Source organism: Actinophytocola sp. (assembly GCF_045807065.1).
In the GTDB taxonomy this organism is placed as follows: Bacteria; Actinomycetota; Actinomycetes; order Mycobacteriales; family Pseudonocardiaceae; genus Actinophytocola.
The window spans coordinates 1-14135 of sequence record NZ_JBJMIE010000802.1; the positions used below are offsets into that span (position 1 = coordinate 1).

Consider the following 14135-nt stretch of genomic DNA (forward strand, 5'->3'; position numbering starts at 1 on the left):
CCGGGTGATCCCGGTGAACCCCCGCGCCACCGAGATCCTCGGCGAGACCAGCTACGCGAGCCTGCTGGACGTCCCCGAGCACGTGGACATCGTCAACGTCTTCCGCGCACCGAACGCACTCCCGCAGATCGCCGAGCAGGCGGTCCAGATCGGCGCCGGCGCGCTCTGGTGCCAGTTCGGCGTCGTCAACGAGACCGGCGCCGAGATCGCGGAGCACGGCGGCGTCAGCGTGATCATGGACCGCTGCATCAAGGTCGAGCACGCCCGCTACGTCGGCCGCATGCACTGGCTGGGCTTCAACACCCAGCGGATCACCTCGGTCCGGTCCGGGCTCCAGTAGCCAGGGTCACCCCCGCCGGGCCGCCACGTGTGCGCCAGCACGGCCGGGGTACTCCGCCCCTCGCGAACCAACGAGGGGAGACGAACCAATGCCCGAGGTCACCACGCTGGTGCCGACGTCGCCGGAGAACGTGTTCGCGGTGCTCGCGGACGGGTGGTCGTACGTGGGCTGGGTGGTGGGGGCCACGCACATCCGCGCCGTCGACGACGGGTGGCCGCAGGTGGGGACGCGGATCCACCACAGCCTGGGCGCCTGGCCGGCGACGGTGAACGACGTGACCATCGTCCGTGCCGTCGAGCCACAGCGGATGCTGGAGCTGGAGGCCCGCCTGTGGCCGTTCGGCACCGCCCTGGTCCGGCTGGAGCTGACCGAGAAGCAGCCGGACGTCACCGAGGTGCGCATGTCCGAGCGCGTCATCCGCGGCCCGGGAAGACTGCTGCCGAACGCGGCGCAGGCCCTGCTGCTGGTGCCACGCAACCGGGAGTCGCTGCGCCGCCTCTGCGACCGGGCACGCGGGCGCGAGCAGGCACGCCAGTCCGGGACGTCGGGCTGAGGCATCCGGGTCCGCTAGCCGGGACCGACCAGGGCCGCTAGGTCCGCTGGCTCTGGCGGGTGGGCCGGCCGAACCGCAGCGGCTCCGGCGGGCACAGCGGTGGGCTGGCGCCCCGGTGCCGCTCGCGGGCGGCGGTGACGAACTCGGCCACGGCCTCGGCGGCGCCGTACGCGGGTGACCACCCCAGCTCCCGCCGCGCGCGTCCGCTGTCCACGATGGACGCCTGGTCCGCGAGGCGCAGCCAGCCCGGGTGCAGGGGTTGCACCCCCAGCCGCCAGCCGAGCCAGGCCGCGCCCGACAGGGCGGTGAGCGGGGTCGGCAGCAAGGCGCCGCCCACGATCCTCGCCACGGCCGGGGCACGCAGCACGGGGTCGGCGGCGAGGTTGAACGCCCCGGTGGCGCGTTCGGTGAGGATGAGCCGAATCGCCTGTGCCACGTCGTCGGCGTGCACGACCTGCAGCCGCAGGCCCGGCCACAGCGGCACCGGGAGCCAGCGTCGCCCGAGCACGCGCCGGGGTAGCAGGGGGCTGAGCAGCCAGCTCGCCAGCTCCGTCGCCGCGTCGCGCTGGACGATGCCGCAGGGGCGGATCCTGGTCAGTCGCACGTGCGGGTGCCGGCGCTCGAAGGTGTCCAGGTCGCTCTCGAGCGTGGCCTTGCCCGCGCTGTAGGCACTTCCGGGGACCCCGTCGAGCGGCCAGTCCTCGGTCACCGGCCGCTCGCCGGCCGGGCGGTACGCGGCCACGGAGGACGCGCAGACCAGGTGCGGCACGGCGGCGGCCGCGACGGCGGCGAGCAACCGCTCGGTGCCGCCGGCGTTGGTGCGCGCCATGGGCGGCTCGGTGGTCAGGGGGTAGACGGCCCACGCCAGGTGCACCACCGCGGCGGCGCCCGCGCACACCTCGCGCAGCACCGTGGGCGCGCCGGCCGAGGAGAGGTCGCACGTCACCCACCGCGCGGCCGAGTACGGCGCGGTGCCGGTGCCCGGCGGGCGCCTGGCCAGCCCGACCAGCTCCCAGCCCGTGCCGGCGAGTGCCCGCAGCAACGCGGTACCCACGTTGCCGCTGGCGCCGGCGATGACGACCTTCACGCCGGCACCCGACTGTCCACTGTGGCCATTCCGGCGGTTACCCCCGGAGTCGGATGTGACACGGGTCAGCGGTAGAGCAGGCGGTGGGCGGCACTGATCACGGCGTGGTAGGCGGGGCCGGCCACGCCGTCGCGGGCGAGGGCCGCGCGGGCCGCGTTGGCGCCGGGGGCGCCGTGGACGCCGCCGCCGGGATGGGCCGACGCACTCGCCAGGAACAGCCGGTCGACCGGGGTGTCGGCGCGGCCGAGACCGGGCACCGGGCGGAAGAACAGCTGCTGGTGGATGGCCGAGGTGCCGGCGTTGATCGCGCCCTCGACCAGGCTCTCGTTGTGCTCCTGCAGCTCCGCCGGGCCGGAGATGGCGCGGGCGATGATCCGGTCCCGGAAGCCGGGTGCGTTGCGCTCGATGGTCTGCTCGATCCGGTCCGCGCGCCGCCGCAGCCGGTCCGCCGTCCAGGTCTGGCCGCGCGGGACGTGGGTGTAGGCCCACACGGACTCGGTGCCGGCGGGTGAGCGGGACGGGTCCGCCGTGGTCATCTGGCCCAGCAGCAGGAACGGGTCGCGGGGCAGCCGCCCGCACGCCAGGTCGTTGTTGGCGCCGGCGAGCCCGTCGAGGTCCGCGCCGAGGTGGACGGTGCCGGCCGTGCCGACCTCGGCGGCGGTCCACGGCACCGGGCCGGACAGCGCCCAGTCGACCTTGATCGTGGCGTTGTCCCAGGTGAAGGACTCCAGGTCGGACAGGAAGCGGGCCGGCAGGTGGTCCGCGCCGACGAGGTCCTGGTACAGCGTCGGCGCCGGGACGTCGGCCAGCACGGCGCGGCGGGCCCGGACCAGCTCACCGCCGCTGTCGCGCACACCCACCGCCTTCCCGTTCGCGACCAGCACGTCGACGACGCGGCGACCGCAGGTCAGCCGGCCGCCGCGGCTGGACAGCCGGCGGACGAGCGCGTCGGTCAGGCAGCCGGCGCCGCCCTCGGGCACCGGGTAGCCGACGTCCTGGCCGAGCATGGTCAGCAGCCAGCCGAAGATGCCGCTGCCGGCGTTGTCCGGGCCGAGGTCGGTGTGCATGGCGTTGCCGGCCAGCAGCAGCCGCGCGCCCTGCCCGGCGAACCGCTCCGTGCCGAGCCGGCGCGCGGTGAGCGTGACCATCCTGGCCAGCCGCAGCAGGTCGGGGCCTAACGCGCGGGTCAGCCCGGCGGCGCCCCGCAGCGGTGGGAACGGGCGCGTGATCGACGCCAGCAGCGAGTCGCGGACGCGTTGCCACCGCGCGTACTCGGTCCGCCAGGCGGCACCGTCCCCGGGCGCGAAGGTCGACACCGACTCGGCCGTGCGGTCCAGGTCGCGGGACAGCAGCACGTGCCGGTCGTCGGGCAGCACGTGCGCGAGCACCGCGGGCGCGTGCCGCCACCGCAACCCGTGCTCGGCGAGCGCCAGGTCCGCCAGCACGGGCGAGGCGGCGCCCAGCGGGGAGAACGCGCTGCACAGGTCGTTGCGGAACCCGGGCGCGGTGATCTGCGCGGTGCGCACGGCGCCGCCGGGCTGGTCCTGGGCCTCCAGCACCAGCACCTCCCAGCCGGCGTCGGCCAGCACGTTCGCGGCGACCAACCCGTTGGGTCCCGAACCGATCACGACCGCGTCGACGGTCTCGCTGTCAGGCATGGCGGATATGTACCCCGCTTCACCCTGGGTGACGCGTGTACCCGGTCATCTGCCCGTTCTTCTCCGGTCGCCACACCCCGCTCGGCGCTGCCGTGCTCGGATACGTTCCCCCCGAGGTCCCGCGAGCACCCGGAGGAGCATCAGCGTGAGCAGGGAACACCACTACCAGGTCACCGTGCGCTGGACCGGCGACACCGGGTCCGGCACGGCCACCTACCGCGGCTACGGCCGCGACCACGACGTCCTCGTCGACGGCAGGCCACCGCTGCGCGGCAGTGCCGACCCGGCGTTCCGGGGTACGCCGGACCGGTGGAACCCGGAGGAGCTGCTGGTCGCCGCGCTGTCGCAGTGCCACATGCTCACCTACCTGTCGCTGTGCGCTCGCGCCGGCGTGGTCGTGACCGGCTACACCGACGCCGCGAGCGGGGTCATGCGTGAGGAACCGGGCAACAGCGGGCGGTTCGCCGAGGTCGTGCTGCGCCCCGAGGTGACCGTCGCCGACGCGGCCATGGTCGACAGGGCCGAGGCGCTGCACCAGCAGGCGCACGAGGAGTGCTTCATCGCCAGGTCGGTCAGCTTCCCCGTCCGGCACCTGCCGGTGGTGCGGTAGCGCGCCCCCTCAGCTGGGGCGGGTGCGCCGGTTCCCGGCCGCCTCGCGGCGCAGCTGGTCGGTGTGCTCGCTGATGGCACCGAGCCGGTCGGCCAGGGTGGCGTGGGCGTCGGTCAGGTGCGCGCGGACCGCGTCCAGTGGTGGCAGCAGGGTGGTGACGTCGTCGTCGCCGAGGGCGGCGCCGAGCCGGTCGGCGCTCTCCCGTGCCGCCGCGTCGAGTCCGTCCAGGGCACTGACCTGACCGGCCAGCTGCCGCAGGACCGCGGAGTTGCGCCGCGCCCAGTCCGCGACCGCGCGGTCGCCCGCCCGCCGGTCGCGCTCGGCGTCCACGCGTGCCTCGCCGGTGGTCTCGCCCGTGGTCGACGGGCGCAGGCGCAGGAACCGCCGCTCGGCGGCCTGCCGGCTCGCGACGCCGAGCGCGGGGGCGAGAGCGGCCCAGCTGGCGCCGCCGGCCCGGGCCGCCGCGATCAGCTCCGGTTCCCAGCCGCCGAGCTGGTCGCGCACCGAGCGCAACGCGGCCAGCGCCGCCAGGACCTGGTCGGACGGCACGTCGCCGCGCCGGGCCGCCAGCACGACCTCGTGCACGCCTCGAACGGCCCGGGTCGGGTCCGCCTCCGTCATTTGTCATCCTCCTGACGACTCAGGACTTGTCATCGCTTCGATGACATGTTAGAACAGTGGTGCGTGTTGACACCAGCCAAACGTCGATCAAGGAGGAGGACCGATGTTGATGCGCACCGACCCGTTCCGCGAGCTGGACCGCTTCGCCCAGCAGATGCTCGGCACGGCGGCCCCCGGGACCTGGTCCAAGCCGGCCGCGATGCCGATGGACGCCTACCGCGCCGGCGACGAGTTCGTCGTCTGCTTCGACCTGCCCGGCGTCACCCCCGACGCCATCGAGCTGGACGTGGAGCGCAACGTCCTGACGGTCAAGGCCGAGCGGCGCCCGCTGCCCGGCGGGGACGACATCCAGATGCAGGTCTCCGAGCGGCCCCTCGGCGTCTTCTCGCGCCAGCTGTTCCTCGGTGACACCCTCGACGCGGACCACATCACCGCCGACTACGAGGCGGGTGTGCTGACCCTCCGCATCCCGGTCGCCGAGAAGGCCAAGCCCCGGCGCATCAAGATCGCCGGCGCCGAGTCCGACCGCAAGGAGATCCAGGCCTGACCGCGTTCCTGTGCGGGACCGGCGCCACCGGTCCCGCACAGGCTTCCGTTCACGAAAGACCCCTCCCGTGACCGCATCACTGCACTACTCGACGGGCCATCCCCACCCCGCCATCGCCGCGCTCCACGCCTACCTGGCCGAGGTCACGAACGCACTCGCCATCGGCCTGGAGTCGTGCACCGTCGACCACGACACGCCCGTCTCCGCCTACATCGCACTGGACGAGCGGCTACCCGCCTACCCCGACCGCGACGTGGCCCTCCTGTGGGACGAGGTGCACGGCTGGTCCGCCGCGATCGAGACCCACTCCGGCGAGGACCTGATCGTCATCCGCTACCTCGGCGGCACCACCATCGCCCCGCCGCCCACCCAGATCACCCGCTTCCTCGCCGCCCTACGCGACGACGACCACCGCGTCGGCCGCCTGGACCCACCGACGATCCGCACCGCCGGCACCCTCGCCGACCTCGACACCCTGCTCCGCGCCCGGCAGCCCTGGCCACCGGTCAGAAGGTGAAGCGGTAGTCCACAGAGGACTCCCACAGAGCGGCCACGGTGTTCATGACCCGTAGAGGACGCGGTAGCGACGCACCGGAACCCAGTCGCGGTGCGCGGTGATGGGCACCGCCTCGGCGCGAGTGAGGCGTGGGCTCCAACGCTCGCCCGCGAGGCGGCCCTGACGTCTTCGTGCACTACTCCTAGATCGATGGCTCGGTTGGGCCACCCATGTCCGCTGGCCTGTGCCCGAACGTTGCGGCGGTCAGGGGGAGCAGCAGAGCGGTGCCGGCGGCGGGAACGATGGCCGCGGCAAGGGTGAGAACTGTGCGATCGTGTCGCATGAGGACTTTTCTGGAACTTCGACCGATGGTGGTTGAGTAGCTTCTCAAACGTCCCGCGGGAGCGGTCATCGGTGATCAATAACTAGCCAGCTCCAAATTCGAGTCTCTTGATTATAGCATATTTCGTGCTGGCTGGGTGGATGAACGTCTGTCTTGGGGTCGAAGATTAACTGTGTTGCCGCAGGGGGTAGGTTACTGGTCTTTGGTGTCGACAAATTCGAACGCAGTCGTTCCGGAACTCTTCCCCGGCGGGCGTGTCACGCCACCCGGTGCTTGCTCCATGCCTCGTTCGGGGCACCGCGTAAGATTTGAGTCGCAGCCAGCCGTACCACCCGCGACCGCACCCGGTCCTTGATCATGCGGTAGATCCGTTGCAAACCGCCGCCCCTCGATCAGTGAAAACCGCCGCACGAACGCTCCCGGTGGTCGACCCACAACCATCCCTTCCGAATCCCGCCATCACGTTCGGACCAGGATGGACACCGCCGGCCGAAAGATCAATTATCGCACCAAACCAACATTTGACGAGGCGCTGGGTGAAAATATTTGTTGCGTACCGCCGTTTTGGGATACTGGGGTATCGGTTATCTGGGTGAAGCGGTAGGCTGTCGATTGTTGCCACAGGTCTCGGCGGGATGATCTACCCGCGAACTATTTCGGGCCACGGATCACGAGCTGAGATTTTGGGCGATATTTCTCCCGTCGACGCGACGCGTCGAGGCGGTAGTTTCTAGTGTGTTCAAGGAAATGAAGTCGTCATGCGACGTATTCGCACCATTGTCCAGGCCTTGTTCGGGGTCACCATCGCAGCCGGAGGTTTGGTCGCGTTGGCTCCGGCGGCGCAGGCCATCACCATCCCCGTGGCGTGTAGCGAGAACGCTCTGGTCGCGGCGGTGAACCTGGCCAACTCCACCCCCACCTCGGACACCCTCGTGCTGGCGGGTGGCTGTACTTATGGCATGACCACCAGCCACGGTGGCGCCGCGAACGCGTTGCCGGTGATCACCACCCCGATCGAGATGATCGGTCCCGCCACCGTCACCAACGCCTCGCTGCTGGGCCTGGGGTTGTTCCGGATCGCCGAGGTCGGTCCGACCGGCAGCCTCACTCTCACCACCGGTGTCGCGTTCACCGGCGGCAACGTGGTCGGTGACGGGGGCGGCATCCTCAACCGGGGCGCGGTCACCCTGACCGGCAGCACCCTGACCGGCAACACCGCCACCGGCAACGGCGGCGGCCTGGCCAACGCGGACACCCCGAGTGGGACCGCGCCCGCCGCGACGTTCACCAACAGTCCGCTGTCGGGCAACCTCACTCTCCTCGGCGACGGCGGCGCCATCTACAACGGCCTGCGCGGCACGCTGACGGTCACCGGTGTCACCGGTAGCCCGCTGTTCGTCACCGGCAACAGCGCCGGCCGCGGCGGCGGGATCTCCGCGGTCAACTCCACCGCGACGACCCTCACTCAGACCGCGGTCACCAACAACCACGCGCTGCTGCTCCTGGGCAACTCCGGCGGCGTCTACCGCCAGGGCGGCACCATGACCACCACCAACTCGCCCATCACCGCCAACACCCCCAACAACTGTGTCGGCAGCGTCCCGGCAGTACCCAACTGCACCGGGTAGGTCAACCACGCCCGGGCGCACGAACAGATTCTCATCCAGCTAATGCGAAGGGAGCACCTCATGGGAATCGTCATCATCGGCGGCCTGATCGACTCCGTCCTCGGCATTGTCAACGGCGCCGTGGTCGCCATCGCCAGCGCCGCCAGCGCCGTCGTCCTCCCCCTCCTCCCCATCTAGCACCACCGCCGAACGCCACGACCCCCGCCAGCCGGCGGGGGTCGTGGCGCTCAGTCCGAGCAACAGAGTTTGAGCCGTGACTGGCTGGCCACCCTTACTGCAGTCGCCCAGACCGGCGACACAGCTACACGACTGCCGGAAGGCAACGACGTATGACAGACATGCTCGAACGGTCCGTGGAGGGCCGACGACAGGAGCCGGAACCGATGCTGGCGGGGGAGAAGTCCCGAACGCAGCTCAACCTGGTCAAGCTGTTCGCGATCGTGCCCCTGCTCGCGCTGGTCGCGGCCGTGCCGTTCGCGTGGGGATGGGGACTCGGTTGGGTCGACATCGGTCTCGCGGCGTTTTTCTACACCCTCACCTGTCTCGGTGTGACCGTCGGGTTCCACCGCTACTTCACCCACGGCGCGTTCAAGGCCAGGCGTGGCCTGCGGGTCGCGCTCGCCGTGGTGGGCAGTATGGCGATGCAGGGCCCGGTCGTCGGGTGGGTGGCCGACCACCGTCGTCACCACGCCTACGCCGACCGGGAAGGCGATCCGCACTCGCCGTGGCGTTTCGGCACCACGCCGGCCGCGCTGGTCAAGGGGTTCTGGCACGCGCACATGGGATGGATGTTCGAACGGGAGCTGACCAACGCCAAGCGGTTCGCACCCGACCTGCTCGCCGACCGCGACATCCAGCGCATCGACCGGCTCTTCCCCGTGCTGACCGTGGTCACCCTGCTCGCACCGGCTGTCCTCGGTGGACTGATCACCATGTCCTGGTGGGGTGCGCTGACCGCGTTCTTCTGGGCCAGCCTGGTCCGGGTGGCGCTGCTGCACCATGTCACCTGGTCGGTCAACTCCATCTGCCACATGATCGGCGAACGCCCCTACGAGGCCCGGGACAGATCCGCCAACTTCTGGCCACTGGCCGTCGCCTCCATGGGCGAGTCCTGGCACAACTCCCACCACGCCGACCCCACCTGCGCCCGCCACGGCGTGCGCCGAGGTCAGATCGACATCTCCGCACGCGTGATCTGGGTGTTCGAGAAGCTCGGCTGGGTGTCGAAGGTCCGCTGGCCCAAGCCGGAACGGTTCGCGAGCAAACTGAAAACAACTACCGGGAACGCATGAGCGCAGGCTGTAGGGGCACCGGCGCGCTCGACCTGCGCGATCGTGTTGGTCGAGCGCATTGCCGCGTCCAGTGCGGGCCCACCGTGGGTGCGTCGAGGGTGGGCCTCACCGCGGGCTAGTGGCTGATCCGTGCCTCCAGGGTGCGGCGACGGGTGGTCACGTCGTCGGGGTCGTCGCCGAAGACCAGCAGGTGGAGGGTGCTCTGTCTGATGGGGTTGTCGGTGCGGGTGGTGTCGTGGCCGGCGACGACGAGCAGGCCGCCGGCGGTCAGGGCCGGGCGCAGGTCGGCGAGCAGGTCCGCGAGTGGGGCGGTCACGGTCAGGTTCAGGGACTCGGCCGGCCGGTCGAGGGCGTCGGGGCGGACTGACTGCAGGGCCAGCAACGGGATCGAGCCCGCGGTGATCCGGAAGTTGAGGTCGAGCATGATGAGCCGGCCGTCCGCGGTTTGGGCGCAGTCGAGGCTGCACATGCCCCGGTAGCCGAGGTCGGCCGCGCGCTGGGCGATTGCCAGGCACTCGGCGAGCAGCACCGCCGGGGGCGAGCTGACCAGCCCGAACCGTCCGCCGTCGTAGAGGCCGGTGGCGTCGATCCGCTGCTCGGTGACGGCCAGCAGCCGCGCTGTCGCGTCCGGGGCGATGTAGAGCTGGATGCCCCAGTTGCGGCGGATGTGGAGGTACTCCTCGAGCACGAACTCGGGGAGCACGTCGGTGAACGCCGGCAGCGTGACCCGCTCGTCCGCCCGGTGCAGGTACACGTCGAGATTGCCGCGGTGCGCGTCGTCGGTCGCGGCCTTGAGCACCCAGGACTTCCCCGCGGGGGTCGCCTCGGCGAGGTCCGCGCGCGCCACGACGCCGCGCCGCGCCTGGAAGGCCGGGTCGACGAGCATCGCGATGCTGGCCTTGTTGTTCAGGTAGCCGACGAGCCGCGCGCTCTTGACCGCGTGTTCGTCGGGACACAGCGTGGTCGGCTGCGGGTACTCCATCGAGATCAGCAGGCCGTCGCCGATCGCCTCCCGGACCCGTGTCTCGAACTCCGCCTCGCTGTGGAACTCGCGCAGGTCGGCGCCCACGGGCAGGCCGGCATCGCGCAGGTGTGCCAGCAGCAACGGATCCGTGCCGCCGGCACTGCAGATCAGCGGCACGTCCGCGGCGACCGCGATCGGCCTGGCCGAGAACACGTCGCGGGTGTGGCGGTGCCCGCTCGCCTGCGCGGTGACCTCCATCGGCTGGCGGGCGCAGACGGCGACATCGGGGCCGTACACATCGGAGAGCGTGCGAGGAGCAGCCACTGAAGGCGAGAAGGGGACGGTGAGTGTGATGGTGGATCTCCCGGGATGTGTGGAGCCAGCCATCCCCGACGTCGACCGAGACGTGACGCCGCGTGGGCTGTGCGGAGCAGACGACGAAACGAACCGTGACGGCGGCGACCACTACAGGGTCCGCTCGGTGCTCGCGAGCCGGAGACGTGAAACCGTGGGCGAACAGCCCGGGACGCGGGCCGTGTGCCGTGATCTTCTCACGTTTCGACCACATGATCCCCGCCGACCCGCGCGAATCGTGGCGATGAGCTGAGGATCACCTCTGTGGCGAGTGATCATGGCGGCACCGTGCGTCACGGATGCGGCGGATTGACGTCCCACCACGCCCTGTCCTCGAACCACAACCTCGTCCGCGTCCACGAGGCCGCCGCGGCGGTGCCGGTCCGCCGCGAGACCGAGGAGGACCCGCTGCGGTGTGATCTTGGTGCGGTTCGCACACTGTGGGTGGTAATCACCAGATTCGCACATCCCTTGACGATCTGGCTGTGCGAGTTCGACGATGCTCGTGGGTTTCCGTTCATTGCCGTTCGATTCGAGGACGGAGGCGGCGCGATGAGGCGTCGAACCGTGTTGGGTGCCGTGGTCGTCCTGCTGTTGGCGACGGTGACCGTCGTGGGGTCGGGAGCCGGCGCCTCGGCGCCGAGGGCGGCGGCGCTGGAGAACGGGCTCGCCAGCACGCCGGCCATGGGCTTCAACAACTGGAACGCCACGAACTGCCGCGCGGAGTTCAACGAGCAGATGGTCCGCCAGATCGCGGACATCTTCGTCTCGCGGGGACTCAGGGACGCCGGCTACACCTACGTCAACATCGACGACTGCTGGGCGCTGCCCAACCGCGACGGCGCCGGGAACCTGGTGCCCGACCCGGCACGCTTCCCGAACGGCATCAAGGCGGTCGCCGACTACGTGCACGGCAAGGGCCTGAAGTTCGGCATCTACACGAGCGCGGGCACCAGGACCTGCAACGAGCTCGGGTTCCCCGGCGCCATCGGCCACGAGCGGCAGGACGCGAACCTGTTCGCGTCGTGGGGTGTCGACTACCTGAAGTACGACAACTGCGGCGACCACCTCGGGCAGAGCGCGCAGCAGCGGTACACGGCGATGCGTGACGCGTTGCTGGCCACCGGCCGGCCGATCCTGTTCTCCATCTGCGAGTGGGGTTCGAACGCGCCGTGGGACTGGGCGCAGCCGGTCGGCAACAGCTGGCGCACCACCGACGACATCGCCGACAACTGGAACAGCATGCTCGGGATCTTCAAGTCGAACGCGGCCCTCGCGGTGAACGCGCAGCGCGGCGGCTGGAACGACCCCGATATGCTCGAGGTCGGCAACGGCGGCATGACCGACACCGAGTACCGCAGCCACTTCTCCTTGTGGGCCATGATGAACGCGCCGCTGCTGATCGGTTCGGACCTGCGCAGCGTCGGCCAGGGCACCTACGACATCCTCACCAACCGCGACGTGATCGCCCTCGACCAGGACGGCCTCGGCGTGCAGGCGAACGAGATCGCGAACGCCGGCGGCCACCACGTGCTGACCAAGCCGCTGGACAACGGCGACGTCGCGGTGGCGCTGTTCAACGAGACCGGTTCCACTGCCACGTTCGGCACGACCGCGGGCGCCGCCGGCCTCGGCAACGCGACCTCCTACCAGCTCAGGGACCTGTGGACCAAGGCGGTGACGACGAGCACCGGCACGATCAGCGCGTCCGTGCCCGCGCACGCCACCGTGGTCTACCGGGTCAGCAGGGCCGGCACGTTCACCGCGCCACCCGCCGGCACCACACAGGTGTCGGCGCTGCCGGCGAGCCTGTCGGCCAGCGCCTGGGGGCCGGTGGAGCTGGACCGCAGCAACGGCGAGCAGGCGGCGGGCGACGGCCGCACGTTGACGATCGGCGGCGTCACCTATGCCCGCGGTCTCGGCGCGCACGCCCGCAGCGAGGTCCGGTACTACCTGGGCGGCCGGTGCACGTCGTTCCAGGCCTGGGCCGGCGTCGACGACGAGACCGGCAACGAGGGCAGCGTCTCGCTGGAGGTGTGGGGCAACGGCTCGATGCTCGCCAGCAGCGGCGTGGTGCACGGCACGGACGCGGCGAAACGCGTCACCGCGAACGTCACCGGCCTGCAGTACGTCCACCTGGCCGTGCTGCCCACAGTGGACGGTCCGCGCTACGACCACGCCGACTGGGCCGACGCGACCGTCACGTGTAGCTGATCCGCGCCGGTGACCACCGGGTCACCTCTGTGCGGGGGTGATCTCCGGCTGCCCCGCTCGTGCTCGCCGGAACCGGCGCAGGCGGCGCACCACGGGAAACCGGCGCTGGTCGGTCGACAGGTCCCGGTCGGTCGGGTGGCGCGACCACGTGACCGGGCCACTGGCGGGTCCGACCGAGTAGCCGTTCGGGCGAACCTCGATCACGAGTTCGGTCCACGTGCCGTAGCCGGGCTGGTAGCCGCCCGCGCGCAGGCGTCGCAGGTCGTCGCGTACGGCGGCCTCCGGCACCGGCCAGGGCCGGCCGTCGAGCTGGCCGGTCAGCTCCTCGTGGTCGCCCGTCGCCCGGTAGGCCACGCGGAACTCGTGCCAGTCCTCGTCCGGGGCGGCGGCACGCAGCGCGTCGGTGATCCGGCGGTGGAGCTGCCACTGTTCGTCGTAGGCGAACGGGTGGGCGAAGCGGGCCAGGCGCGCGGCACGCCACGGGGAGACCGGCTCTCCCGTCCAGCCGTACCAGCTCAGCAGGCAGCCCGGGCGCTGGCCGTTGACCTCCACCTTGATGATCTCCAGGCCCTCGGCCCACTTGGCGACCTCGTTGTCGTCGCCGAGGAGCCGCTTGCTCACGTTGATCAGCGACACCGCCGCGACCGTCAGCACGGCGACCCAGACGAGCCAGACCGGGATCGAGAGCGGCACGGCGAAGAACGGTGTCGACCACCAGCCGTGGAACAGGTCGTAGGCGTGCAGCGGCACCCAGCACAGCACCACCGACGCGGCCGCCTCGAGCTGGTGCCCGAACGCGGCCGCCGCGACGGTCGTCGCGAACAGCAGCACGCCCCGCACCACCACGCCCGGACCGAGCCGGCTCGCGGGCGGGAACCCGACGAGCGCCCGGCCGGCGAGCCGGACGCGGGAGAGCGTCCACCCGATCAGCACCGTGACGACCAGCCGGAGGTCGTACACGGGGTTGTCCGGCACGCCCGCGATCACGAACCCGACGAACCCGGCGACCGCCGCCTGCGCCAACCACACGACGACGAGCACCACCCGACCGATGACGACCGCGGCGCGAGCACGCGGCCGGGGCTCCGCCGGCCGCAGCCCGGGGCCGCCGAGCAGCACCAGCGCGCTGGTGACCGCGCCGATCGCGATGCCGAGCCAGCCGACGTGATGCCCGCGGAAGGTCAGGATCAGCTGGGTGAGGACGAGGACGAGCCAGACGACCAGCAGGGCGCAGCCGAGGCGGCGAGTTCGCACGACCACGTTTGTACAGGAGACCGCGGCCGGCCGCGGCAAGGCACGGTATAGGACCGGATTCAACTAATCATCGAGGCTGAATTCGATCGGGTCCTGTACTAACTTCCCTTTTATTCGCCACTCGCAAATTGGTACAGCGACTGACTTTGTCTTGTTTCGGACAGAAGTTGGTTG

At 71.0% G+C, this 14135-nt stretch carries 13 protein-coding genes; 8 read left to right on the forward strand and 5 right to left on the reverse strand.

Annotation, left to right across the window (positions count from 1 at the left end):
- The coding region (locus ACJ73U_RS46310) for a CoA-binding protein (protein WP_407784180.1) at nucleotides 1-340 on the forward strand (340 nt) is incomplete at its 5' end.
- Nucleotides 341-428: 88 nt separating this feature from the next.
- Entirely contained in the window at nucleotides 429-893 is a 465-nt protein-coding gene (locus ACJ73U_RS46315; protein ID WP_407784181.1) for an SRPBCC family protein, read from the forward strand.
- A 37-nt stretch (nucleotides 894-930) separates the two neighbouring features.
- On the opposite strand, the gene ACJ73U_RS46320 is transcribed toward ACJ73U_RS46315, so the two are convergent.
- Entirely contained in the window at nucleotides 931-1980 is a 1050-nt protein-coding gene (locus ACJ73U_RS46320) for an NAD-dependent epimerase/dehydratase family protein (RefSeq protein ID WP_407784182.1), read from the reverse strand.
- A gap of 65 nt (nucleotides 1981-2045) precedes the next feature.
- Nucleotides 2046-3638: a phytoene desaturase family protein gene (locus ACJ73U_RS46325; RefSeq protein ID WP_407784183.1), complete on the reverse strand. Its 1593-nt coding sequence runs from the start codon at nucleotides 3636-3638 to the stop codon at nucleotides 2046-2048.
- Between the two features lie 145 nt (nucleotides 3639-3783).
- Here ACJ73U_RS46325 and ACJ73U_RS46330 point away from each other — a divergent pair, with 145 nt between their 5' ends.
- Entirely contained in the window at nucleotides 3784-4248 is a 465-nt protein-coding gene (locus ACJ73U_RS46330) for an OsmC family protein (protein ID WP_407784184.1), read from the forward strand.
- Between the two features lie 9 nt (nucleotides 4249-4257).
- Here ACJ73U_RS46330 and ACJ73U_RS46335 read toward each other — a convergent pair whose 3' ends face one another.
- The gene (locus ACJ73U_RS46335) at nucleotides 4258-4869 is read right to left on the reverse strand and encodes an HSP18 transcriptional regulator (protein ID WP_407784185.1); all 612 of its coding nucleotides are present in this window, start codon (nucleotides 4867-4869) and stop codon (nucleotides 4258-4260) included.
- 103 nt (nucleotides 4870-4972) lie between these two features.
- Between ACJ73U_RS46335 and ACJ73U_RS46340 the strand changes: the two genes are divergently transcribed.
- From ACJ73U_RS46340 to ACJ73U_RS46355, 4 genes are all read left to right on the forward strand, one after another.
- On the forward strand, nucleotides 4973-5416 hold the full coding sequence (locus ACJ73U_RS46340; protein WP_407784186.1) for an Hsp20/alpha crystallin family protein: 444 nt from the start codon (nucleotides 4973-4975) through the stop codon (nucleotides 5414-5416).
- Between the two features lie 67 nt (nucleotides 5417-5483).
- Nucleotides 5484-5933: a DUF6292 family protein gene (locus tag ACJ73U_RS46345; protein ID WP_407784187.1), complete on the forward strand. Its 450-nt coding sequence runs from the start codon at nucleotides 5484-5486 to the stop codon at nucleotides 5931-5933.
- A 1080-nt stretch (nucleotides 5934-7013) separates the two neighbouring features.
- Entirely contained in the window at nucleotides 7014-7883 is an 870-nt protein-coding gene (locus tag ACJ73U_RS46350; protein WP_407784188.1) for a hypothetical protein, read from the forward strand.
- Nucleotides 7884-8212: 329 nt separating this feature from the next.
- Nucleotides 8213-9175, forward strand: coding sequence for an acyl-CoA desaturase (locus ACJ73U_RS46355; protein WP_407784189.1), 963 nt, complete (start codon nucleotides 8213-8215; stop codon nucleotides 9173-9175).
- A gap of 115 nt (nucleotides 9176-9290) precedes the next feature.
- On the opposite strand, the gene ACJ73U_RS46360 is transcribed toward ACJ73U_RS46355, so the two are convergent.
- Nucleotides 9291-10436, reverse strand: a complete 1146-nt coding sequence (locus ACJ73U_RS46360; protein WP_407784190.1) for a hypothetical protein — start codon at nucleotides 10434-10436, stop codon at nucleotides 9291-9293.
- Between the two features lie 609 nt (nucleotides 10437-11045).
- Between ACJ73U_RS46360 and ACJ73U_RS46365 the strand changes: the two genes are divergently transcribed.
- Nucleotides 11046-12707: an NPCBM/NEW2 domain-containing protein gene (locus ACJ73U_RS46365; RefSeq protein ID WP_407784191.1), complete on the forward strand. Its 1662-nt coding sequence runs from the start codon at nucleotides 11046-11048 to the stop codon at nucleotides 12705-12707.
- 21 nt (nucleotides 12708-12728) lie between these two features.
- On the opposite strand, the gene ACJ73U_RS46370 is transcribed toward ACJ73U_RS46365, so the two are convergent.
- A complete protein-coding gene (locus tag ACJ73U_RS46370) occupies nucleotides 12729-13961 on the reverse strand; it encodes a hypothetical protein (protein WP_407784192.1) in 1233 nt (410 codons plus the stop codon).
- Nucleotides 13962-14135: the final 174 nt, after the last annotated feature.